The following is a 20838-nucleotide window of genomic DNA, read 5'->3' on the forward strand; positions in this document are numbered from 1 at the left end:
CCTCCACGCCGCAGGGGAGGCTACGCCATCCCGGGCGGAGCGGGAACGCCGCCGTTACAGCCCGAGTTCGGTCAAGCCGGGGTGATCGGCCGGCCGTGGGCCGGACGGCCAGCGGAACCGGCGGTCTGCCTCGATGATCGGCACGTCGTTGATGCTGGCCTCCCGCCGCCGCATCAGCCCCGCCCCCTCGAACTCCCACTGCTCGTTGCCGTGGGATCGATACCACCCGCCGGTATCGTCGTGCCATTCATAGGCGAAGCGGACCGCGATCCGGTCGCCGTGGAAGGCCCAGACTTCCTTGATCAGGCGGTAGTCCAGCTCCCGCGCCCATTTGCGGCGCAGGAAGGCGACGATCGCCTCGCGCCCCTCGAAGAACTCGGCGCGGTTCCGCCAGCGGCTGTCGGAGGTGTAGGCCAGCGCCACCGCCTCGGGGTCGCGCCGGTTCCACGCGTCTTCCGCACGGCGGGCCTTGGTCGCGGCGCTCTCCGCGTCGAAGGGCGGGAAGGGCGGCCGCGACTCGCTCACGCCGCCCATTCGCCCCCGCGCATCACCGGATCCGCCCCGCCATCGAAGCGCAGCCCGTCCACCTCGACTTCGGGTGAGCCGATCATCCAGTCCACGTGGATGTTCGACCGGTTGGCGCTGCGGCGCGCCAGCTCCTCCTCGGACAGGTCGCGCTCCACGAAGCACTTGGAATAGGCCTGGCCCAGCGCGACGTGGCTCGCCGCATTCTCGTCCAGCAGCGTGTTGAGAAACAGCAGCCCGGTCCGCGCGATGGGGTTCGACGCGGGTACCAGCGCCACCTCCCCAAGCCGCCGCGCGCCCTCGTCCGTGCCGATCATCTGTTCCAGCACGGCTTGCCCCTTGTCGGCATGGGCCTCCACGATCACCCCGCCCTCGAAGCGTACGCGAATGCCCTCGATCAGGGTGCCCTGGTAGGACAGCGGCTTCGTCGCGCTGACGGTGCCTTCCGTCACGCGCCAGTCAGGCGTCGTGAAGACCTCCTCCGTCGGGATGTTCGGATTGCCGTAGAGGCCGTTGCGCGCGGTGGACGCGCCGCCCATCCAGGAATGGCCCTCGGCAAGGCCGACGACCAGTTCCGTCCCCGGGCCGCGGTAGCGCAGCGCGCGGTAGCGCCTGCCGTTCAGCCAGTCCCGCCGCGCATCGAGGCGCGCGTTGTGCTCCGCCCAGGCGGCGACCGGATCGGCCTCATCCACCCGCGTCACGGCGTAGAGCGCGTCCCACAGCCGCGCCACCGCTTCCTCCTGCGGCAGGGACGGGAACACCGCCCGCGCCCAGGCCGGGTGCGCGAAGGGCACAAGGGTCCAGTTGATCGCGCTGTCCACGATCAGGTCCATCGCGGGCTTGTAGGCCTTCGACTGCGCGCGGTTGGCGCGCGCGACCTTCGCCGGGTCCTGCTCCGCCAGCAGCGAAGGGTCGTTGCCCACGATCGCCATGCGCGCCGCGTTGCCGCGGAAGGCCTGCGCCATGCCCTCGAACAGCCAGGCCGGCGCGACGTCGAAGGAGCCGTCGCTCGCGAGGCGATAGCGCGCGAGAGACTGCTGCTCATCCGAGAAGAGCGTCGTCACGAGCGTCGCGCCGGCCTCGTAGGCGTGTTCCGTGATGCGGCGGACCAGCGGCACCGCCTCGACCGGCGCCGTCATCACCAGCTCCTGCCCCGGCGCAAGGCCGAGGCCGACCTTCACGGCCAGTTCCGCCAGCCGGTCCAGCCGTGCCGCGTCGGAGGATACCATCGGCGCGTTCGTATCCATGCTCTGTCTCCTCTGTCGCGCTCAAGCGATCGCGAGCACCCGGGGCCCCGAGCCCCTTGCTAGCCTGTCGCGAACGTCCTGGGCAGCCCCGGCCATGATCATCAGCGCCATCGGCTACTACACGTTCCGCGACTTCGACACAGGCAAGTTCTCCCTCACCTCGGTCGGCAAGAAGCTGATGCAGTGGGGCGACGTGGCGACGACGCCCAATCCCGTCGTGGTCGGCAACGTGTACGACATGGCGAACAAGGTCCTCGCCACGCTGGGCGAGAAGACGATGACGACCTTCATCGTCCTGGACCACGGCAGCGAGCAGCACGTGCGCATCGGCCGCTCCGTCCTCACGCCCTCCACGATGCCGGCGCTGACGCCCGACCTGGCGCGGCTCGCCGGGCATTTCGCGGAGAACGCGCGGCTGATCTTCATGAACTGCCATGCTGGGCGCAACGTCGACGTCCTGAAGGCCATCGCCGCCCTGTGGGGGCGTAAGCTCTACGGCGGCCGCGGTACGACCTACAACGTCGGCGGAATGGCCTACAACGCGGAGAGCTGGACGGGCTTCTCTCCCGACGGAACGGTCGAGGAAAACGCCAACCCCGGCGCGATCTGGTGGTGAGCGGAGGCCCTGCGGCCCGGACGGTTGGGGCTGCACGGGACGAGCGTCCCCTGCGATGGCCTCGGCGCGCTCACTCGATCGCGCGGAACCCCGTCGCGCGCACCACCTCGGCCCAGCGTGCCCGCTCCGCCGTCATGCGCGCCCCGAAGGTCTCCCGCCCGTTCGCGGCGACGCGGAAGCCCGCCGCCTCCATGCGCGCCCGCGTCGCGGGGGCGGCCAGCGCGCGCAGGGCCGCGGCCTCCAGCGTCGCCAGGACCGCCGCCGGCGTCGCGACGGGCGCGACGAGCCCGAACCATGCCTCGAAGGCCAGGATGGGCTGGCCGACCTCCGCCGCCGTCGGCACCTCCGGCAGCAGCGGGGACCGCGCCGGGCTCGTCACCAGCAGCGCCCGCAGCCCGCCGGAGCGGACCAGCGGCGCGACGGAGGAGACCGTTCCGAACATGCCCTGGACATCGCCGTTCAGGATCGCCGTCGTCGCGTCGCCCTGCGCGCGGAAATGCACCGGCTCCACCGGCAGCCCGGCGCCGAGCGAGAGCAGGGAGGCGCCGAAATGGCTCGGCGTCCCCGCGCCGATCGTGCCCATGAAGACCTGCGGCCGCGCGCGCGCCAGGCGAGGTAGGCGGCGAAGTCCCCCGCCGGCGTACTCGCGGGAACGGCAAGCGCGAAGTCCACCGCCGCGACCTCCGCGACCGCCGTGAAGTCGCGCGCGGGGTCGTAGGACAGGCGCGCATAGGTGGAAGGCGCCATGGCGAGCGTCCCGACCTCCCCGAACAGCAGCGTGCTGCCGTCGGCGGGCGCGCCGCGCGCGACCTCCGCTGCCGCGATCATCCCGCCGGCGCCGGGCCGGTTGTCCACGACGATGGCGACCGGCAGCGCCTCCCGCATCCCCTCCGCGAGGAGGCGCGCGGCGACGTCGGGCGCGGAGCCGCCGGGGAAGCCGAGCACGACGCGCAGCGGCCGGTCCGGCACCTGCGCGCGCACCGTCGGCGCCGCGAGCACGCCGATCGCCGCGAGGGCCGCGCGGCGCGGGATAATCGGGCGTTCCGCCGTCATGGGCGTTCCTCTCCTCCGAGCTTGTCCCGGCCCCAGGCCGTCGTGCCGGTCACGCAGGCGCCAATCCGATCGACCGGGCGCGGCGCGCCCTGCATCGCAACGGCCGCGCACGCGTCCCCGCTGGCCGGAACCTCCGCCGCGGGCGTGCCCCTGGCGCCAGGCGCCGCGCGGCGCGACGATGCGCCCGTGCCGACCGACACGCCCCGCCTGAAGCATCGCACCGAAGGAAGCGTCGCCGCGGGCGGCAGCACCTTCTTCCAGTTCGTCCTGCTGGTGAACCTCGTCGCCCGCCCCTTCGCCCGGGTGCACGAACGCGTCCACGGCCTGCGCCTGGCGGAATGGCGCGTCCTCCGCGCCCTCTCCCTCGCCTCCGGCCCGATCACCGCCGGCGTGCTGGGGGAGGCGCTGGGGATGGACAAGATGGCGGTCTCCCGCGCCGTCCGCGCCCTCGAAGCCCGCGCCCGCCTGCACCGCCGCCCGGACCCGGAGGATGGCCGCCGCATCGCGCTGGAGATCACGCCGGAAGGTCGCACCCTCGTCGCGCGCATCGAACCCTCCGGCCGCGAGCGCGAGGCCGCGCTCCTCGCCGCGCTGACGGAGGAGGAGCGCGCAACGCTCGACGCGCTGCTGGACCGGCTCGTCGCGCGGGCGCGGGCCCTGCCGGACCCGGATCTGGACCGGCGCACGGATCAGAACCCGTAGGGTTCCGGGCGCGCGTCGCCGTCGAGCCAGCTCACCGGCCCGTCCGCCCAGGCGATCAGGCGGACGCCGAAGTCGGAGACGATCTCAGCCTCCGTCCCCGCTTCCACGATGACGAAGGACCCGCCGCTCGCGCGCGTGTCGCCGACCCGCACCTCGCCGCCCAGCACGAACCATTCGATGTCGGCGGAGGCGCGGTGCGCCGGCACGCGCGTCCCCGGCAGGAGGTTCCAGACGACGAGGCGCCGGTTCTCCCCGATGATCCGGTGGTCGAAGACCAGCCGCCGCGTCAGCCCGCCGATCCCCGTCGCCTGCACGGGCAGGTCGGCGACGACGATGTTGATGTCGGGCGGCACCTCCGGCGCGGGGTTGCGGAACTCCGCCACGCGCGCGCCGGTGTGCACGCGCCCGTCCGCCCCTTCCTCCGGCGGATAGAGCACCGGCCCCTCCAGCCGCGCCGCCAGCACGCAGCGGTCATAGGCCACCGCGTCATGCGTCGTGCCCGCGAGGTTGATCCCCATCTCCCCCTTGCGCGCCGCGCCGTCGTAGTCGTGCAGCGTGCCGTCGAGGAAGTAGGAGAATGCCGGCGCCTGGTGCTGGTGCAGCCCGCTCTTCGTCATCGGGTCGAAGCCGATGAGGCCGAGGTACTGCCCTTGCTCCCGGCTGGCCCGCACCGCCTTCTGCGACAGGCCAGGCCGCCCCGTCGGCGTCCAGGGCGCCGCCAGCATGTCGTAGGCGTAGGTGCCGCCGGGACGCTGCCGGATGGCGAGGGAAGCGGACATCGGTCACCGGAGGAGTGTTGGTAACGGACGTTACTAAACCCCTGGCCCACCGCGCCAGCCCTTTCCGACCCGCCTCCCTTCCCATCCCCGTGTCTCGCGGTTGCAGCATCGCCGCGGCGGCTTGGCCCCGCCGCCCCGCCATGCCCACCATCGCCGCGGAGAACGCGCCCCTTGCCCCAGACCTTCCTCTTCGATCCCGGCACGGCCGGCGCCACGCTCTTCCTCTGCGAGGGCGCGATCCACCTATTCCTGACGGGCGTGCCGGAAATCACCGCCCCCGCCCTTGCCGCACGCCTTGACCGGCCGGGACGCCCGATCGTCCTCGACGTCCGCGCGCCGGAGGAGCACGCGGTGTCCCGCATCCCCGGCGCCCGGCTCGTTCTGCCCGACACGCCGCCCGCCGCCCTCCTGCCCGAACTGGGCACGGAAGACCGGCTCGTCGTGCTCGCCTGCTCCGTCGGCCTCCGCTCCGGCCGCCTCGCGCGCGACCTCATCGCCGCGGGCCTGCCGGCGCGCCGCGTCGCCAACCTGCGCGGCGGCCTGTTCCGCTGGTCCCGCCTCGGCCTGCCGATGGAGGACGACCGCGGCCCCACCACCGCCGTCCACCCCTACGACGCCCGCTGGGGCCGCCTGCTGCTGGGATGAGCGCCCCGGCCGGCCCGCCGCGCCCCGGCTGCCGCTCGGCCCTCGTCGTCCTCGTGCCGCAGGCCGAGCCGCTCGTCGCCGATACCCGCTTTCAGCACGATCCCGCGGCGGCCGAGGGCGTCCCGGCCCACGTGACCGTCCTGTATCCGTTCATCCCGCCGCACCGCCTGGACGAAGCAGCCGTGGCGCGCGTCGCCGCGTGCTTCGCGGTCATCCCGCGGTTTGGCTACGCGCTGACCCGCGTTGCCCGCTTTCCCGGCGTGCTCTACGTCGCGCCGGAGCCGGCCGAACCGCTCCGTGCGCTCACCCTCGCGGCGTGGCGCGCCTTTCCGGACTTCCCGCCCTATGGCGGGCGGTACCCGGACATCGTGCCGCACCTGACCGTCGCGGCCACCGCGGACGAGGCCGCCCTGTCCCGCGTGGCCGCCGCCTTCGCGCCCATCGCCGAAGCCGGCCTGCCGATCCGGGCCGAGGCGCGGGAAGTCGCGATGCTCACCGACGAATCCGGCCCTTGGCGGACCGTCGCGACCTTCCCCCTCGGCGGCTGACCTCGCCTATTCCCGTCGCACGTTCAGCGGCACCGTCAGCCCGCGCCGCTCTACCTTCAGGCCCCGGCGATACGCGCTCTCGACGTAGTACTGGCCCAGCGGCCAGTAGGGCACGTCCTCGAAGAACACGCGTCCGATCTCCGCGCCGACGCGCCGCTGCGACGCGTCGTCCGGCGCCTCGAACCACTCCTCGCGCAGCGTCTCCAGACGCGGCGAAGTCGGCCAGCCGAACCAGGCATCGCCGCCATTGCCGCGCAGCAGCGGATGGCCGCCCGGGTTCGTCAGGTCCTCGCCGCCGAAGGCCACGAAGACCGCGTTCCAGCCGCCCCCGCCGGCGGTTCCTTCCGCGCGCGGCGTGCGAGCATCGTCGTCCAGTCCGAGGTCGCGGCCTCCGCGTCCAGCCCGACCTTCTTCATCAGGTCGATCGCGACCATCGTCAGCGTCGAGTTGTTCACCTGGTCCGCCGGATTGAGCGTGATCACCTTCGCCCCGGCCTTGCCCGTCGCCCGCAGCATCTCCCGCGCGCGCTCCAGGCTGCGTGCGCCGGCCAGCGGTCCCGCGCCCGCGGCCTCCGCCATCGGCGAGCCCGGCGTGAAGGGCCCAACCCCCGTGCGGAAGCGCGTGCGGTCATCCCCCATCACGGCCTGCATGAAGTCGTCCTGGTTCAGCGCGGGCAGCAGCGCGCGGCGCACCGCCGGGTCGTCGAAGGGCGGATGCAGGTGGTTCGGGCGCAGCATCCCCATCGTGCCGCCGCCCTCGATCCGGTCCACCACCACGTCGCGGCGGCGCTGCAGCACCGTCCGCAGGTCCGGCGCGACCCGTTCCCACCAGTCCAGTTCCCCCGACTGCATCGCCGCCGCCGTCGTCGCGGGGTCCGGCAGCCAGCGCCACTCCACCCGCTCGAAATGCGCGATCTTCGGCCCTGCCGTCACCGCGATAGGCCCGCCCGGCGCCGGCGAATACCGGTCGTACTTCGCGTAGACCGCGACCTCGCCCGCGCGCCGCTCGTTCGCGACGAAACGATACGGCCCGGACCCCACCACCTCCGAAATCCCGGGCGTCACCGACATCGCCGCGAAGCGCTCGGGCATGATGAAGCAGGGGTAGGAGGACGACTTCGCCAGCGCATCGAGCATCGCGCCGAACGGCTTCCTCAGCCGCATCTCGAAGCGCCGGTCGTCCAGCGCCCGGATGTCATCGAGACGCCCCGCCAGCGTCTGGCCGTGCGTGTCCCGCGCCATCCAGCGCCGGATGGAGGCCACCGCATCGGCCGCGCGGATCTTTTCCCCGTCATGGAACGTCGGCCCGTCGCGCAGCGTGAAGGTCCAGCGCCGGCCGTCATCCTCGACCGCGTGCTGCTCGGCCAGCTGCGGATGCACCCGGAACTGCTCATCGATGCCGTACAGCGTATCCCAGCACATGTGCCCGTGGTTCCGCACCGCGTAGGACGTGGTCGTCAGCGGATCGAGGACGCTGACATCGGCCTGCGGCACGAAGCGCAGCACGCGCGCGGAGTCGCCCTGCGCGAACACCGGCGCCGCCAGGACAGCGCCCGCGGCGGACAAGGCGGCTCGACGGGTGATCATGTCGGTGGGTTCCTTCTTCGGGTCTGGCGCGCCGGTGGCCCCGGAGGAAGGCTCTGCCTTCCTCCGGACCTCCATCTGCCAGGAGGCTTGCCTCCTGGTGGGTGGGAGGTTTGGAGGGAGGGCAAAGCCCTCCCACCAAGGCAACCCGCGAGCCCGGAACCCGAAGAGGACCCGCCGACGCGACTACCCGTCAAGCCGCACGTTTGCGGCGCGGGCGACCTCGCGCCACTTGGCGATCTCGTCGCGGACGAAGCGGGCGCATTCCTCGGGCGTCTGCGGGGCGGGGCTGCCGCCGAGCTCGGCCATGCGGGCCACGAGGGCGGGGTCGCGCAGCAGGGCCGTCACGTCGGCGTTGAGGCGGTCCACGATCGGGCGCGGCGTGGCGGCGGGCAGCGCCAAGCCGGCCCAGCCGATGGCCTCATAGCCGGGAAGGGCTTCGGAGACGGCGGGGACGTTCGGCAGGGCCGGCACGCGGGCGGCGGAGGTGACGCCGAGCGCGCGCACGCGGCCCGCCCCGATCTGCGGCAGGGCGCTCGGCAGGCTGTCGAACATCAGGGGAATGTTGCCGGCGAGCAGGTCCGCCATGGCGGGGCCGGAGCCGCGGTAGGGCACGTGGGTGAGGCGCACGCCCGCGCGATGCGCGAAGAGCTCGGCGGCCATGTGCTGCGACGTTCCGGGGCCGCCGCTGCCGTAGTTGATGATTCCCGGCGCGCGTCCCGCGGCGGCCAGGAGCTCCCCGATGTCACGCGGCGCGAAGGAGGGATGCGCGATGACGACGAGCGGCACGGTGAAGACCGTCGTGACGAAGGCCGCGTCGCGTTCGGGGTCGTAGGGGATGTTCGGGATGACGCTGGGGCCGATGCCGAAGGTGCCGGAGGTCGTGACGGTGACCGTGTAGCCGTCCGGCGCCGCGCGTAGCCCGGCTTCGGTGCCGACGACGCCGGCGCCGCCCGAGCGGTTCTCCACCACGGCGCGCTGCGGCCAGCGGGCGGAGAGCGCGTCGGCCAGCACGCGCACGAGGGTGTCCGTCGCCTGTCCCGGCGGGAAGGGAATGATGAAGCGCACGGGCTTCGCGGGCCAAGCTTCCTGCGCGAGGGCCGGCAGGCCTGCGAGCAGGGTCACGCCGGCCAGGGTTCGGCGGGGGAGGAGGGGGCCCGTCATCATCGGGCCGCAACGTCCCACTGCGGCGCGGCGGCGTCCACACCGCCGCGCAGGTTGCGCTTCACGACCCGCGGCGTTCTTCCCCACCGGCGGGCGAGCGGCAGGGCGGCCGCTTCCGCGCCGATGCTCCGCGTCTCAGAGCGTCTTGAGGAACTCGACGATGTCCCAGCGCTGCTGGTCGGTCAGAGCCGGGCCGACCACCCCGTTGCCGCGCGGCGCGTCCCGGAACTCGTGCCCACGATTGAGATTGCCTGGGACCGCCGTATCGAACCGGAAGCCGCCGTCGAAAGGCGTCGTCTCGAAGCCGACCTCGCGCGGGTTGAACTGTCGGCTGCCGACGAAGAACACGCGGTCCCGCCGGTCTGCGGGCAGGAGCATCTGGTAGAGCGTCGGTACCGAGCCGTTGTGCAGGTAGGGCGCCGTCGCCCAGACCCCGTTCAGCGGCCGCGCGCGATAGGCGGCCGGGGCGCGCCATTCGTTGACGCGGTAGCCGTCCATCTCGCGCCGCCGCTCCGGCGTGATGCCGTTCGCGTCGTACCAGCGCCCGATGACCGCGCTCGTGACGCGCTGCAGCCCTTCAGCCCCGGACACCGGCGCCGGGTCGTTGGGGGACAGGTAGGCGCGGCGGCGGACGAAGTTCATCGCGGCCGCAGGATCGGTCCCGACCCGCTCCATCGGGACCATGGTCAGCCGCAGCTCCCGCCGCGCCGGCTCACCCGGTGCACCGGCCACGGTGGCCCAGCGCCCCTCATGGCAGCCGGTGCAGAGGCTGCGGTACAGCACCTCGCCGCGCCCCGCCGCCGTGCGGTCGATCGGTCCGAGCAGGTCCTCGGGCCAGGCCGGGGGCGCAGTCCGGCGCCCGGTGCAGGACCGGCCAGCTGGCGCTCCATGGCATGGATCGTCTCGATCCGGACGGTGGACTGGTAGAGATCCTCCGGCGGCCCCGAAAGCTTCGTGCCGGCGCGCACGCCCATCGCCTCGGCGACGTTGCGCCCCATCGGCTGCCGGATCGCGCCGTTGTACTGCACCCAGTCGAACCACGGCGCGTCCCACAGGGCGGGGAAGCTCACCGGCGCGTCCGCCACGGCGAAGTTCCGTCTGTCGTTGAGGACCGTCCCGAAGAGGAAGTTGCCGCCCCGCCCCAGGGCATCGAGGCGCCCGAAGCCCTCCGCCACGGGATAGAGCTGGTCCTCCCGGGCAATCCCCGCCTCGTCACGTCCGGACGCGATGGCGCGGTCCAGCCGGGCGCGCAGGGCGTCGCGCGCGCCGGCCGTGGCGCCCGCGCCGAGCACGGATCCGGCGAAGCGGTCGAAGCGAAGTTCCGATTGCTGCGTCAGCAGCAGCGCCACGCCGAGCTGCCGTTGGAACGCCGCGGTGTCGGTCATCGCCGGCCCGCCATCGATCCGGATGGCGCGGCCGCCTCGCTCGATCTGCCCGGTGTGGCACGCCGCGCAGGTCAGGCCGACGATGGTCTCCGGCGATCCGTCCTCGCCGGCGAAGCGGTCGTCCGGCGCGAAGCCCAGGGGCAGCCCGTGCGGATTGGCGTCGGAAGGCGGGTCGGGCAGGAAGCCGAAGCGCGCAAGGTATTCCGGCGCCGCGAAGCGCGGCGCGCCTGTCGCGCTGAGCTGCGGCTGTTCCAGCGCGAGGAACCAGGAGAGCGGCATGAGCCGCGTTCCCTGCGATGCGTGGTAGAACCAGCGTCGCTGCGCATCGGTCCAGTTCTGCTCGGCGAAGGTCAGCTGCTCGGTGGGTCGGTAGGCCGGAAGATCCGTGCAGCCCGCGATGCCGCCGACCAGAACCGCGGCGATCGCGATGGCACGCATCGGGCTGCTGTGCATCGGCGGCACTCCACGAGGACCGCTCGCGACGGTAGGCGTACCCGCGTCGCGCCACAACCAGAATAAGGTGGCTTCCGATCCTCTGGTCCCGCGTCGCCATTGGCGTGCCGCGCCGAGGATCGGCGCCGGCGCGTCGAGACGCGTTGCTACCGCGCCAGCGGGTCCGGCCGCATCTGCACGCGGAAGACGCGGGGGCGTTCGGTCACGCCGCCCTCGCTGTGGAAGGGCGTGCGCGTGCCCGTCGTCGTCCAGACGCCGCGCCCGCGCCAGCCGGCGTTCGCGTCGTCGATGCGGCCGTCCACGTTCTTCGTGAAGAAGCCGAGCGGGTAGGGGATGCGCAACTGGTGCAGCCGCCCGTCCACCAGGACCGTCAGCGATTCGCTGCCGTTGGTGCTGGCGACCGGCACGTCGTTGCCCAGGCCGAGCGTGTTGAAGCGGTCCACCCAGATGTAATAGGCGTGGTCGGCGCTGCCGCGCGGGTCCACGCCCTCGAACTGCGGGCCGGGGAACCGGTACAGCGTCCAGCCCTCGTAGCAGTGCTGTCCCGTCGCGGCGTTCGGGCCCGTCAGCGGTTCGCGGCACCTGGAGCGGTCGAAGCTCGCCATGTGTCCGCTCGCGAGCGTCGTCCATGCGACGCCGCGGCTGTCCACGTCGAGCCCGCGCGGGGAATAGGCGCCGGGCGGCGGCTGGAAGATCTCGGCGAGGCCGGTGTTCGTGGGATCGGGGCCGGGGATGAAGCGGATGAGGTATCCCGCCTGGCTGGTCCCGGTGAAGCCCGCATCCATGGACTGGCCCCAGACCGAGCCGTCCGTCGGGCTGGGCTGCACGCCGTAGAGGCCGGCGATCACGCGCCGCTGCTTCGCGGGATCGAAGGGCTGGTCGGCTTCCGTGTAGTCCCCGCGCCGGCCCCAGCCCGGCACGTCCACGATCAGCGGCGCCCAACCCTGCGACGCGCGGGCGTCGCGCGTCTCCAGGTACTGCCGCGTGTTCAGCCAGCCGATGGCGCCGCCTGTCGCGCCGCCCCAGCTCGTCCAGAGCGTGTGGTCCGCGTCGTAGCCGAAGTAGAGGTGGTGCGTGTTGAAGCAGGTGTCGATCAGGTCGAAGCGGCCCGTCGCGGGGTCGTAGACCGAGAGATGTCGGTTGGCGGCGGCCAGCGGCGCGACGCGCGCGGACGGATGGTCGCCGCCCGCGCGGCACCAGGCGGGCTGCGCGCTGCCGGGACGGATGCGCGCGGTGAACCAGACGAGGCCGCGGTGGTCCATCATCGGGTTGTGGTTGCTCGTCCGGCTGTCCCAGATCGCGCGGTCACCCCAGAAGGGTGAAGGGCCGCGCGGGTCCTCCGCCGTGCTCGGCGTGCGCGGGTCGGCGACGGGGTGGCGGATCGTCCAGGTGCGGTGCGTGCGGGGGTCGAGCACCGGCACGTCGTCCGTCGATTCCTCGGGCGAGCCGTAGATCAGGCCGTTGGCGTTCAGCGCGGGGTCGCGCTTGTCCGTCGCGATGGAGTCGTGGAGGTAGGTCGTCGGCTCCGCCCAGTCCCAGAGCGTCACCACCATGTTGCGCTCGAGCCCCTCGGGACGCGGCGGCTGGGCGGGGGGCAGGGCGCCGCGGGCGACGCGCTCCGTCCATTCTGCGAACATGGAAATCCCGCGCTCCGGGCCCAGGCGGGTGATGGAGCCCGCCATCTGCGTCATGGCCTGCCCGGACTGGATGCGGCGCCACCACAGGTCCACGTGGTTCGGGAACTCGCCGAGCGCCGGGCTGGGGTGGCGGATGTTGCGGCTGCCCAGCGCGTGGCAGGATTGGCAGGACTGCTTCAGGACGTCGATCCAGCCATCCTGCGTGCGGAGGTTGGCGGGGATGCCGTTCTCCGCCGTGCCGGGGAAGCGATCCGTCCCGGGGATGCGCAGCATCGAGTACCAGTAGACCCCGGGGTAGTATTCCGCCGCCGCGGCTTGGGTGGGCGCGGGGGTGGCGGTGAGGTCGAGCGGGCGGCCCGGGGTCGCATCGGCGCGGGGACTGTCCACCAGGCCGTAGCCGCGGACCCAGACGCGGTAGGTCGCCTGGGGCAGGTCGGGGATGAGGTAGCGGCCGCGGTCGTCCGTGACGACGATCTTGGCGAAGCGGGTCGGCAGGTCGGTCGTTTCGGCGATGACCCAGACGCCGGCCTCGGGGCCGGAGGGACCGGTGACGGTGCCGCCGATCTCCGACCCGCGGAGGTCGATCGCGCCGGGGACCTGCGCCGCCGCGGGAAGCGGCGCCGCGCCAAGCAGCGTGGCGAGGACGGCGGCGTGCCCCGACGCCCCCCGGTTCGCGTGGACCATGCGCCTGTCCTCCCCTCTACCGGGGGCGATAGCAGCACGGACGGCGGCCGCGGTGTCAACGACGGCAAGAGCGGGGTCGGTCGCCCCGACCGGGGCGTGTTCCCGGGCCTTCGCCCGGCCTGGTGCCGGCCTAGCCGGCAGCGGCCGGCTCCGGGGCGGGAAGGGAGTCGGGCAGGTCGGGCTCGGCGGCCCGGCGGTCGGGGCGGAGGAAGCCGAGGAGGCGGGCGAGGGTGGCGCGCATCTCCCCGCGCTTGACGACCATGTCGAGGATGCCGTGTTCGAGGAGGTATTCGGCGCGCTGGAAGCCCTCGGGGAGTTTCTCGCGGACGGTCTGCTCGATCACGCGGGCCCCGGCGAAGCCGATCATCGCGCCGGGCTCGGCGATCTGGAGGTCGCCGAGCATCGCGAAGGAGGCCGTGACGCCGCCGGTCGTCGGGTCGCAGAGCACCACGATGAAGGGCAGCCCGGCCTCCTTCACCATCCGAGTCGCGATGACGGTGCGGGGCATCTGCATCAGGCTGATGGCGCCTTCCTGCATGCGGGCGCCGCCCGAGGCGGTGAAGACGATCAGCGGGGCGTCCTGGAGAACGGCGAGGCGGGCGGCGGTGACGAGGGCCTCGCCGACGCCGGCGCCCATGGAGCCGGCCATGAAGGCGAACTCGAAGGCCGCGACGACGGCCGAGCGGCCCTCGATCATGCCGTGGGCGACGACGACGGCGTCATCCATCGCGTGCGCGCCCTGGGCTTCGCGCAGGCGGTCGGCGTAGCGGCGGCTGTCGCGGAAGCGCAGCGGGTCGGCGGGCGCACGGGGCAGTTCGATCTTCTGCCAGCCCGGATCGAGCGTGACCTCCAGACGCTTCGTCGCGGAGATCCGCATGTGGTGGCCGCAATGCGGGCAGACGTGCAGGCCGCGTTCCAGGTCCTGGTGGAAGACCATCTGCTCGCAGGACGGGCACTTGTGCCAGAGGTTGTCGGGCACGTCGCGCTTGGCGCCGAAGAGCGTCTGTATCTTGGGCAGGGCCCAATCGCTGATCCAGTTCATGGGCGCGGACCTAGGGCCGGGGCCACTGCCGCTGCAAGGGGCGGGGCAAGGGGCGGGGCAAGGGGCGCCGGGGTCACGCGGGGACGCGGGCGTTGCGCACGCCCTCGGCCAGGGCGCGGACGTCGTCGAGGACGGTGCGGACCGTGGTCGCGGTGGCGCGGCCGTTCTCGTCCAGCGTCGCGGCGAGGCGTTCGATGAGGGCGCTGCCGACGACGGCGCCGTCGGCGATGCGGGTGGCCTGGGCCGCCTGGTCCGGCGTCTTGATGCCGAAGCCGATGGCGATGGGAAGGTCGGTCTGGGCGCGGACCTTCGGGATGGCGGCGGCGAGGTCGGCGGCATCTGCCGAGCGGGTGCCGGTGATGCCGGCGATGGCGACGTAGTAGAGGAACCCGCCTGCACCGCGCAGGACCAGGGGCAGCCGCGCCTCGTCGGTCGTGGGTGCGATGAGGCGGACGAGGTCGAGGCCGGCGGCGTGGGGCGCGATCTCGTCGGCTTCCTCGGGCGGCATGTCCACGACGATGAGGCCGTCCACGCCGGACATCCGTGCGTCCTGGCAGAAGCGGGCGGGGCCGTAGGCGAGGATCGGGTTGAGGTAGCCCATGAGGACGATCGGCGTCTCGTCGTCGTCGCGGCGGAAGTCGCGGACCATGGCGACGGCGCCGGCGAGCGATCCCCCGGCCCTGAGGGCGCGCTGGCCCGCCTGCTGGACGGTCGGGCCGTCGGCGGCGGGATCGGTGAAGGGGACGCCGAGCTCTATGAGGTCGGCGCCGGCACCGGGGAGGCCGCGGAGGATCGCCATGGAGGTGGCGGGGTCGGGGTCATAGGCCTCGACGAAGGGCATGAGGGCGCCGCGGCCCTCCTGCTTCAGTTTCGCGAAGCGGGCGGCGATGCGGGTCATGGGGCGGTAAGCCCTTGATCGCGCCGGGTTTGGGCGGTTTGGCCGGCAAGGAGGCGGGGTTCGGACAAAAGGCCCGGGCGCCGGCGGCTGGCCTGGCCGGCGGAGGTCCGGACGAGGTTCGGGAGGGACGTGCGGGCTTCGGACAAAAGCCACCCGGAGGCGGGCCGAGGCCGGCTGCGGGTCGCGGCGCGCGCGCGGGCTGCGGGCGGTCGGCGTGGCGGGGTGCGGCGGGCGGGCGGGCCGGACGACCGGTGACCCGGATCCCCGAAGGACGCGCGGGCTTCGGACAAAAGGCCCGGGGCCGTGCGGGGAGCGGTCACAGCGAGACGCCCATGTGGTGGGCGACGGTGAAGATGTCCTTGTCGCCGCGGCCGGAGAGGTTGAGGACGATGATCTGGTCCTTCGACATCGTGGGCGCGCGCTTGATGATCTCGGCGATGGCGTGGGCGCATTCGAGGGCGGGGATGATGCCCTCCAGCTTGCTGCAGAGCTGGAAGGCGGCGAGGGCCTCGTCGTCGGTCGCGCCGACGTATTGGGCGCGGCCGATCTCGTGCAGCCAGGAGTGCTCCGGGCCGATGCCGGGGTAGTCGAGGCCGGCGGAGATGGAGTGGGCCTCGGTGATCTGGCCCTTCGCGTCCTGGAGCAGGTAGGTCTTGTTGCCGTGCAGGACGCCCGGCGCGCCGCCGTTGATCGCTGCGGCGTGCATGCCGGAGCCCAGGCCGTGGCCCGCGGCTTCCACGCCGATCAGCTGGACGTCGGGGTCGTCGAGGAAGGGATGGAAGATGCCCATGGCGGAGGAGCCGCCGCCGACGGCGCAGATGATGGCGTCGGGCAGGCGGCCTTCGGCCGCGAGGATCTGTTCCCGCGTCTCCTCGCCGATGACGCACTGGAAGTCGCGGACCATCTGCGGGTAGGGCGCGGGGCCGGCCACGGTGCCGATGCAGTAATAGGTGTCGTGGACGTTCGCGACCCAGTAGCGCAGGGCCTCGTTCATCGCGTCCTTCAGCGTCGCGGCGCCGGAGGTCACGGCGTTCACCTCGGCGCCGAGGAGCTTCATGCGGAAGACGTTGGGCTTCTGTCGCTCGACGTCCGTCGCACCCATGAAGACGAGGCAGGGGAGGTCGAAGAGGGCGCAAGCGGTGGCCGTCGCGACGCCGTGCTGGCCCGCGCCGGTCTCGGCGATGATGCGGGTCTTGCCCATGCGGCGGGCGAGCAGGATCTGGCCGAGCACGGCGTTGATCTTGTGCGCGCCGGTGTGGTTCAGCTCCTCCCGCTTGAAGTAGATCTTCGCGCCGCCGAGGTGGTTCGTCAGGCGCTCGGCGAACCAGAGCGGCGACGGGCGGCCGACATAATCCTTCAGCAGGCGGCGCCATTCCGTGATGAAGGCCGGGTCTTTTCGCGCGGCTTCGTAGGCGGCCTCGACCTCCAGCACGTTGGGCATGAGGGTTTCGGCGACGAAGCGGCCGCCGAAATCGCCGAAGCGGCCGCGGAGGTCGGGGCCCTGACGGAGGGAGTTGAGGGGCGCATGGACGTTCATGGGGGTGTCATAGCGGGCCGGGAGGTTGCGGGACAGGCTGGCAGGTGGTCCGTGACGGCGGCTCGTCCACTCGGGGCGTGGGCCGGGGCGCGGGCCTGGGCGCGGGCCTGGGCGCGGGGTAGTAGGATCGCTGTCCCTTCGCGACGGGGGCTGGGTGCGCCGGGGCGGTCCGTGGCCGCCTTCCCGGCGGCTGGCCGGCAGAGGACGCCGCCGTCGCAAGGCCGATCCCTGGGGCGGGATGAAGGCATCGGTTGAGCGGGGCCGGGAGGAGGCCTCCATGCCGTCGAGCGTTGAGGGTCGGTTGGGTGGGAGGACGAGGCAACGGCTGTCCCTCCAGCGCTTGACCGCTATGGCTAGGGTATTTCTCCATGATATGCAACTAAATTCCTAGCTGGCCATGAGCAGGCCGACCCACAGGCCCTTCGCAGCGGGCGGGTTTCGGCCGGGGGCGGCCAGGATTCGGCGAGGCTTCGCGGCTCTTTCGGGACGGGGAGGGCGATGGCGGGCCAGCCTCGGGGTTCGTGATCCCAGGAGGTTGCCGTGCTGATGTCGGACTTGCGTCCCGCCCCCTTCCTTTCCCTGCCCGACTTCGTGGCGGCCGGCCGCGCGGCGGATGCGCGGCGCCTGTCGGACCGGCTGCTGCGGAGCGACAGCGCCGTGCGGACGCTCCAGGAGTGGTGCGAGGAGCGTTGCATCGGCGAGGGACGGATCCGCCTGGTCCGCGCGGCCGGGGAGGGCGAGCCGACGCCGCCGGGGCTGCTGGGGCACCTGGAGGGCGAGGACGGCGAGATCGTCCGGCATCGCCGCGTGGTGCTGACCCGCGGCGCGGTCGGGCTGTCGGACTGCGACCTGTGGTGGCTTCCGGGGCGACTGCCGCGGCGGCTGGCGGAGGCGCTGGACACGACGGACCATCCGTTCGGGCTGATCGTCGCCCCGATGCGTCCGCGGCGGCGGACGGTGTTCGTGGACGTCATGAGGGGGCGTCACGTGCTGGAGCACCAGGTGGTCGTCGAGGTGCCGGTGGAGCCCGGGACGCGGCCCGTGGCGGTGGTGCGGGAACGGTATCGGCTGGCGCTGGCGCGGCTGGGGTAGGACCGCGCCGCGCGGTGAGGCTGGCCGTCGGGCGATGTGCCCGGCGCGGCCGCGGCGATGACGGTCGTTTTCGGGGCGTCGGCGGTGAGCGTTGTGGCGGACGCTGTCCCCGGCGATTGATCCGGACGTCCGGCGGGAGCGGATCGGCGAGGGACGTCGCGGCCCCGCCAGACGCCCGGAGCATGGCTGTCGGCGAGCCGGGCAAGGTGTTGGGGCGCGAACGATACGCCGGGACGCGCCGTCCGGGACCTGGGGTCAGGCGCTCATGCCGGTTCGCTTCGCCCGACGCCGCCGTGGTGGAGATGGCAGGCGGCCGATCCGCCCGGCGTGACGGGGAGCAGGGCCGGGACCTCCGCGCGGCAGCGCGGGCCGGCATGGGGGCAGCGCGGGTGGAAGTGGCAGCCGGGCGGCGGGGCCAGGGGTGAGGGGAGTTCGCCCTGGATGGGGCGGAAGATGCCGCGGCCCTGGCCGAGCCGCGGGACGCTGTCCAGCAGCGCGCGCGTGTAGGGGTGGGCGGGGGCGGCATAGAGGGTCGCCGTCGGCGCGGTCTCCACGATGCGGCCGAGATACATGATGGCGACGCGGTCGGAGACGTGCCGGACGACGCCGAGGTCGTGCGAGATGAAGACGCCGGTGAGGGACGAGTCGCGGCGGAGGTCGAGGAACAGGTTGAGCACGCCGGCCTGGACCGAGACGTCGAGGGAGGCGACGGGCTCGTCGAGGACGAGCAGGTCGGGGCGCATGGCGAGCGCGCGGGCGATGGCGACGCGCTGGCGCTGGCCGCCGGAGAACTGGTGCGGGAAGCGCTGGCGCAGCGCGGGGTCGAGGCCGACGCGGGTGAGGATCTCCGCGACGTAGGCGTCGGCGCCGGCGCGGGGGACGAGGCGGTGGGCGATCGGGCCTTCGGCGACGGTTTCCGCGACCTTCATGCGGGGGTCGAGGCTGGCGAAGGGGTCCTGGTGGATCATCTGCACGCGCGCCGTGCGCTTGCGGCCGCCGCGCATGACGGGGGTGCCGTCGAAGAGCACGTCGCCGGACGACGGTTCGTAGATGCCGGCGATCATGCGGCCGAGGGTAGACTTACCGCAGCCTGATTCGCCGACGAGGCCGAGGACCTCGCCGCGCGGGAGGGTGAAGGAGACGCGGTCCACGGCATGCACGGTGGCGGGACGGGGGGCGGCGCCGAGGAGCGCGGCGATGCGGTCGCCGATGGGCGTGGGCGGGGTGAAGCGCTTGGAGACGTCGCGGACGTCGAGGAGGGCGGCGGTATCGGGGAGAGGGGCGGGGCGGAGGGCGGCGCTCATGCTGCTCCCCCTGGGGACGCTTCCTGGGGGGACGCTTCACGGGGGGCGCTTCATGGGGGGCGGGTTCCCCCAGCGGGTAGCGGCACAGGGCGGACTGGCCGGCACCGAAATCGCGGTCGGGGGGCGGCAGGGCGCAGTCGTCCTTCGCGCGGGGGCAGCGGGTGCGGAAGGCGCAGCCCGGATCGTCGCTCGGCGGTGGCGGGGCGGCGTTGATCTGGGGGAGGCGGGTGCCGGGTTCGTGGCCCGTCGGGACGGAGCCGATGAGGGCGCCGGTATAGGGGTGGCGCGGGGCCGCGATGACGCGGTCGGCGGGGCCGCGTTCCACGATGCGGCCGGCATACATGACGCAGACGTCGTCGGCGAGGGAGGAGACGACCGCGAGGTCGTGGCTGATCCAGAGGAAGGCGGTGCCGGTGTCGTCGGCGAGGCGGCGGACCTCGGCGAGGATCTGGCCCTGGATGGAGACGTCGAGGGCGGTGGTGGGTTCGTCCGCGATGATGGCGGCGGGGCGGTGCAGCAGGGCGGTCGCGATGGCGACGCGCTGGCGCATGCCGCCGGAGAGCTGGTGCGGGTAGGCGCGGAGGCGGTCGCGGGGGAGGGGATGCCCACGATGCGGAGCGCCTCCTCGGCGCGGGCGAGGGCCGCGGTCTTCGAGACGCTGTCGTGGGCGCGGACGGCAGCGGCCATCTGCGTGCCGACGCGGAGCACGGGGTTCAGCGTCATCAGCGGGTCCTGGAAGACCATGGCGACGCGGGCGCCGCGGACCGCGCGCATGGCGGCGGGCGGGAGGGCGGAGATGTCCTCTCCATCCAGCAGCACCTGTCCCGCGGTGACGCGGCCCGGCGGGTCCACCAGGCGGAGGATGGAGAAGCCGGTGACGGACTTGCCGGAGCCGCTTTCGCCCACGAGGCCGAGGATGCGGCCGCGGCGGATGGCGAAGGAGACGCCGTTGACGGCGCGGACCGTGCCGCCGCGCGTGGGAAATTCGGTGCGCAGGCCGCGGACTTCGAGGGCGGGTGCCGCGTTCACCGCGTCGGCGCGAGGGGCGGGCGTCGCGACGGCGGTCATCGGCGGCGCTTCGGGTTGAGGACGTGGCGAAGGCGATCGCCGACGAGGTTGATGGCGAGCACCGTCACCATGAGCGCGAGGCCCGGATAGACGGAGATCCAGTAGCGGCCGGAGAGGAGGAACTGGAAGCCGTTGGCGATGAGGAGGCCGAGGGAGGGACGCGTGACGGGGAGGCCGAGGCCGAGGAAGGAGAGCGTGGCCTCGAGGGAGATGGCGGTCGCGACCTGCACCGTCGCGACGACGATGAGGGGCGGGAGGGTGTTGGGGAGGAGGTGGCGCCAGAGGACGCGGGCACCGGAGAGGGGCGTGGAGAGCGCGGCTTCGACGTAGTCGCGGCGCCGTTCGGCGGTCGCGGCGCCGTAGGCGGTGCGGGCGAAGTAGGCGTACTGCGCGATGACGAGGGCCGCCACGAGCTGCGGGATTCCCTGTCCGAGCATGGCCACGATGACGAGGGCGAGCAGGATGGCGGGCATGGAGAGTTGCAGGTCCACGATCCGCATGAGCACTGCGCCGAGCGTGCCGCCGTAGTAGGCCGCGGAGAGGCCGATCGTGATGCCGACGAGCAGCGCGGTCATGCCGGCGGTGATGGCGATCACGAGGGAGGTGCGCAGGCCGTAGAGGATGGCGGAGAGCAGGTCGCGGCCTGCATTGTCGGTGCCCAGGATGTGGATGGTGCCGGAGGAGCCCTCGCTGCCCGGTTCGAGGCGCGCGTCCATCAGGTCCAGCGCGGCCTGGTCGTAGGGGTCCTGGGGGGACAGGACGGGGGCGAGGATCGCGGCGGCGACGATGAGGAGGACGACCAGCAGCGCGATCACGGCGACGGGGGAGCGGCGGTATTCCTCCCAGGCCTCGCGGAGGCCCGTCATGGGGCCGTCC

Annotated in this window: 18 protein-coding genes and 4 pseudogenes; 5 read left to right on the forward strand and 17 right to left on the reverse strand. The window is 73.1% G+C overall.

Annotation, left to right across the window (positions count from 1 at the left end; translation table 11 throughout):
* Nucleotides 1-54: 54 nt before the first annotated feature.
* Together ACE7GA_RS11125 and ACE7GA_RS11130 are read right to left on the reverse strand one after the other, a co-directional pair.
* Nucleotides 55-525: a DUF1348 family protein gene (locus ACE7GA_RS11125; RefSeq protein WP_376099369.1), complete on the reverse strand. Its 471-nt coding sequence runs from the start codon at nucleotides 523-525 to the stop codon at nucleotides 55-57.
* Nucleotides 522-1772, reverse strand: a complete 1251-nt coding sequence (locus tag ACE7GA_RS11130; RefSeq protein ID WP_376099371.1) for an aminopeptidase — start codon at nucleotides 1770-1772, stop codon at nucleotides 522-524. Before ACE7GA_RS11130 ends, ACE7GA_RS11125 begins: the two co-directional genes overlap by 4 nt.
* 94 nt (nucleotides 1773-1866) lie before the next feature.
* On the opposite strand from ACE7GA_RS11130, the gene ACE7GA_RS11135 reads away from it, so the two are divergent.
* Entirely contained in the window at nucleotides 1867-2388 is a 522-nt protein-coding gene (locus ACE7GA_RS11135; protein ID WP_376099373.1) for a hypothetical protein, read from the forward strand.
* A 70-nt stretch (nucleotides 2389-2458) separates the two neighbouring features.
* Here the strand turns inward: ACE7GA_RS11135 and ACE7GA_RS11140 are convergent, their stop codons facing one another.
* Nucleotides 2459-2962, reverse strand: a complete 504-nt coding sequence (locus tag ACE7GA_RS11140; protein WP_376100223.1) for a Bug family tripartite tricarboxylate transporter substrate binding protein — start codon at nucleotides 2960-2962, stop codon at nucleotides 2459-2461.
* Nucleotides 2848-3441: a Bug family tripartite tricarboxylate transporter substrate binding protein gene (locus ACE7GA_RS11145; protein WP_376099375.1), complete on the reverse strand. Its 594-nt coding sequence runs from the start codon at nucleotides 3439-3441 to the stop codon at nucleotides 2848-2850. The genes ACE7GA_RS11140 and ACE7GA_RS11145 overlap by 115 nt, the downstream gene beginning before the upstream one ends.
* A 144-nt stretch (nucleotides 3442-3585) precedes the next feature.
* Between ACE7GA_RS11145 and ACE7GA_RS11150 the strand changes: the two genes are divergently transcribed.
* A complete protein-coding gene (locus tag ACE7GA_RS11150; RefSeq protein WP_376099377.1) occupies nucleotides 3586-4143 on the forward strand; it encodes a MarR family winged helix-turn-helix transcriptional regulator in 558 nt (185 codons plus the stop codon).
* Here ACE7GA_RS11150 and ACE7GA_RS11155 read toward each other — a convergent pair.
* Complete coding sequence (locus ACE7GA_RS11155) at nucleotides 4131-4922, reverse strand: cupin domain-containing protein (protein ID WP_376099379.1); 792 nt, start codon at nucleotides 4920-4922, stop codon at nucleotides 4131-4133. The two genes, ACE7GA_RS11150 and ACE7GA_RS11155, sit on opposite strands and share 13 nt — an antisense overlap.
* A 171-nt stretch (nucleotides 4923-5093) precedes the next feature.
* Here ACE7GA_RS11155 and ACE7GA_RS11160 point away from each other — a divergent pair, with 171 nt between their 5' ends.
* Complete coding sequence (locus ACE7GA_RS11160) at nucleotides 5094-5567, forward strand: rhodanese-like domain-containing protein (protein WP_376099381.1); 474 nt, start codon at nucleotides 5094-5096, stop codon at nucleotides 5565-5567.
* Nucleotides 5564-6115 carry a 2'-5' RNA ligase family protein gene (locus ACE7GA_RS11165; protein WP_376099383.1) on the forward strand — a complete coding sequence of 184 codons (552 nt, stop codon included), beginning with the start codon at nucleotides 5564-5566 and terminating at the stop codon, nucleotides 6113-6115. Before ACE7GA_RS11160 ends, ACE7GA_RS11165 begins: the two co-directional genes overlap by 4 nt.
* A 6-nt stretch (nucleotides 6116-6121) precedes the next feature.
* Here ACE7GA_RS11165 and ACE7GA_RS11170 read toward each other — a convergent pair.
* The 8 genes and pseudogenes from ACE7GA_RS11170 to trpB all read right to left on the reverse strand — a co-directional run bounded on the left by ACE7GA_RS11170 (nucleotide 6122) and on the right by trpB (nucleotide 16498).
* Nucleotides 6122-7701 (reverse strand): annotated as a pseudogene (locus ACE7GA_RS11170) (ABC transporter substrate-binding protein).
* Between the two features lie 183 nt (nucleotides 7702-7884).
* Nucleotides 7885-8823 (reverse strand): Bug family tripartite tricarboxylate transporter substrate binding protein, encoded by a 939-nt coding sequence (locus ACE7GA_RS11175; protein WP_376099385.1) that lies wholly within the window; start codon nucleotides 8821-8823, stop codon nucleotides 7885-7887.
* A gap of 174 nt (nucleotides 8824-8997) precedes the next feature.
* Nucleotides 8998-9687: a di-heme-cytochrome C peroxidase gene (locus tag ACE7GA_RS11180; protein WP_376100225.1), complete on the reverse strand. Its 690-nt coding sequence runs from the start codon at nucleotides 9685-9687 to the stop codon at nucleotides 8998-9000.
* Between the two features lie 59 nt (nucleotides 9688-9746).
* Nucleotides 9747-10700: pseudogene (locus tag ACE7GA_RS11185) on the reverse strand (di-heme-cytochrome C peroxidase); the annotation flags it as partial.
* Nucleotides 10701-10846: 146 nt separating this feature from the next.
* Nucleotides 10847-13021, reverse strand: a complete 2175-nt coding sequence (locus ACE7GA_RS11190; RefSeq protein ID WP_376099387.1) for a carboxypeptidase-like regulatory domain-containing protein — start codon at nucleotides 13019-13021, stop codon at nucleotides 10847-10849.
* A 130-nt stretch (nucleotides 13022-13151) separates the two neighbouring features.
* Nucleotides 13152-14063, reverse strand: a complete 912-nt coding sequence (gene accD, locus ACE7GA_RS11195; protein WP_376099389.1) for an acetyl-CoA carboxylase, carboxyltransferase subunit beta — start codon at nucleotides 14061-14063, stop codon at nucleotides 13152-13154.
* 73 nt (nucleotides 14064-14136) lie between these two features.
* Nucleotides 14137-14961 carry a tryptophan synthase subunit alpha gene (trpA, locus tag ACE7GA_RS11200; RefSeq protein ID WP_376099391.1) on the reverse strand — a complete coding sequence of 275 codons (825 nt, stop codon included), beginning with the start codon at nucleotides 14959-14961 and terminating at the stop codon, nucleotides 14137-14139.
* Between the two features lie 316 nt (nucleotides 14962-15277).
* A complete protein-coding gene (gene trpB / locus ACE7GA_RS11205; RefSeq protein WP_376099393.1) occupies nucleotides 15278-16498 on the reverse strand; it encodes a tryptophan synthase subunit beta in 1221 nt (406 codons plus the stop codon).
* Nucleotides 16499-17038: 540 nt separating this feature from the next.
* Between trpB and ACE7GA_RS11210 the strand changes: the two genes are divergently transcribed.
* Nucleotides 17039-17590 (forward strand): hypothetical protein, encoded by a 552-nt coding sequence (locus ACE7GA_RS11210; protein ID WP_376099395.1) that lies wholly within the window; start codon nucleotides 17039-17041, stop codon nucleotides 17588-17590.
* Between the two features lie 263 nt (nucleotides 17591-17853).
* Here ACE7GA_RS11210 and ACE7GA_RS11215 read toward each other — a convergent pair whose 3' ends face one another.
* The 4 genes and pseudogenes from ACE7GA_RS11215 to ACE7GA_RS11230 form a co-directional block, all read right to left on the reverse strand.
* Nucleotides 17854-18894 carry an ABC transporter ATP-binding protein gene (locus ACE7GA_RS11215; protein WP_376099397.1) on the reverse strand — a complete coding sequence of 347 codons (1041 nt, stop codon included), beginning with the start codon at nucleotides 18892-18894 and terminating at the stop codon, nucleotides 17854-17856.
* A 142-nt stretch (nucleotides 18895-19036) separates the two neighbouring features.
* Nucleotides 19037-19444, reverse strand: a pseudogene (locus ACE7GA_RS11220) (oligopeptide/dipeptide ABC transporter ATP-binding protein); the annotation flags it as partial.
* A 107-nt stretch (nucleotides 19445-19551) separates the two neighbouring features.
* A pseudogene (locus ACE7GA_RS11225) lies at nucleotides 19552-19962 on the reverse strand (ATP-binding cassette domain-containing protein); the annotation flags it as partial.
* A complete protein-coding gene (locus ACE7GA_RS11230; protein WP_376099399.1) occupies nucleotides 19959-20828 on the reverse strand; it encodes an ABC transporter permease in 870 nt (289 codons plus the stop codon). The pseudogene ACE7GA_RS11225 and the gene ACE7GA_RS11230, both read right to left, overlap by 4 nt.
* Between the last annotated feature and the right edge of the window lie 10 nt (nucleotides 20829-20838).

Source organism: Roseomonas sp. CCTCC AB2023176, from assembly GCF_042259275.1.
Classification (GTDB): domain Bacteria; phylum Pseudomonadota; class Alphaproteobacteria; order Acetobacterales; family Acetobacteraceae; genus Roseomonas.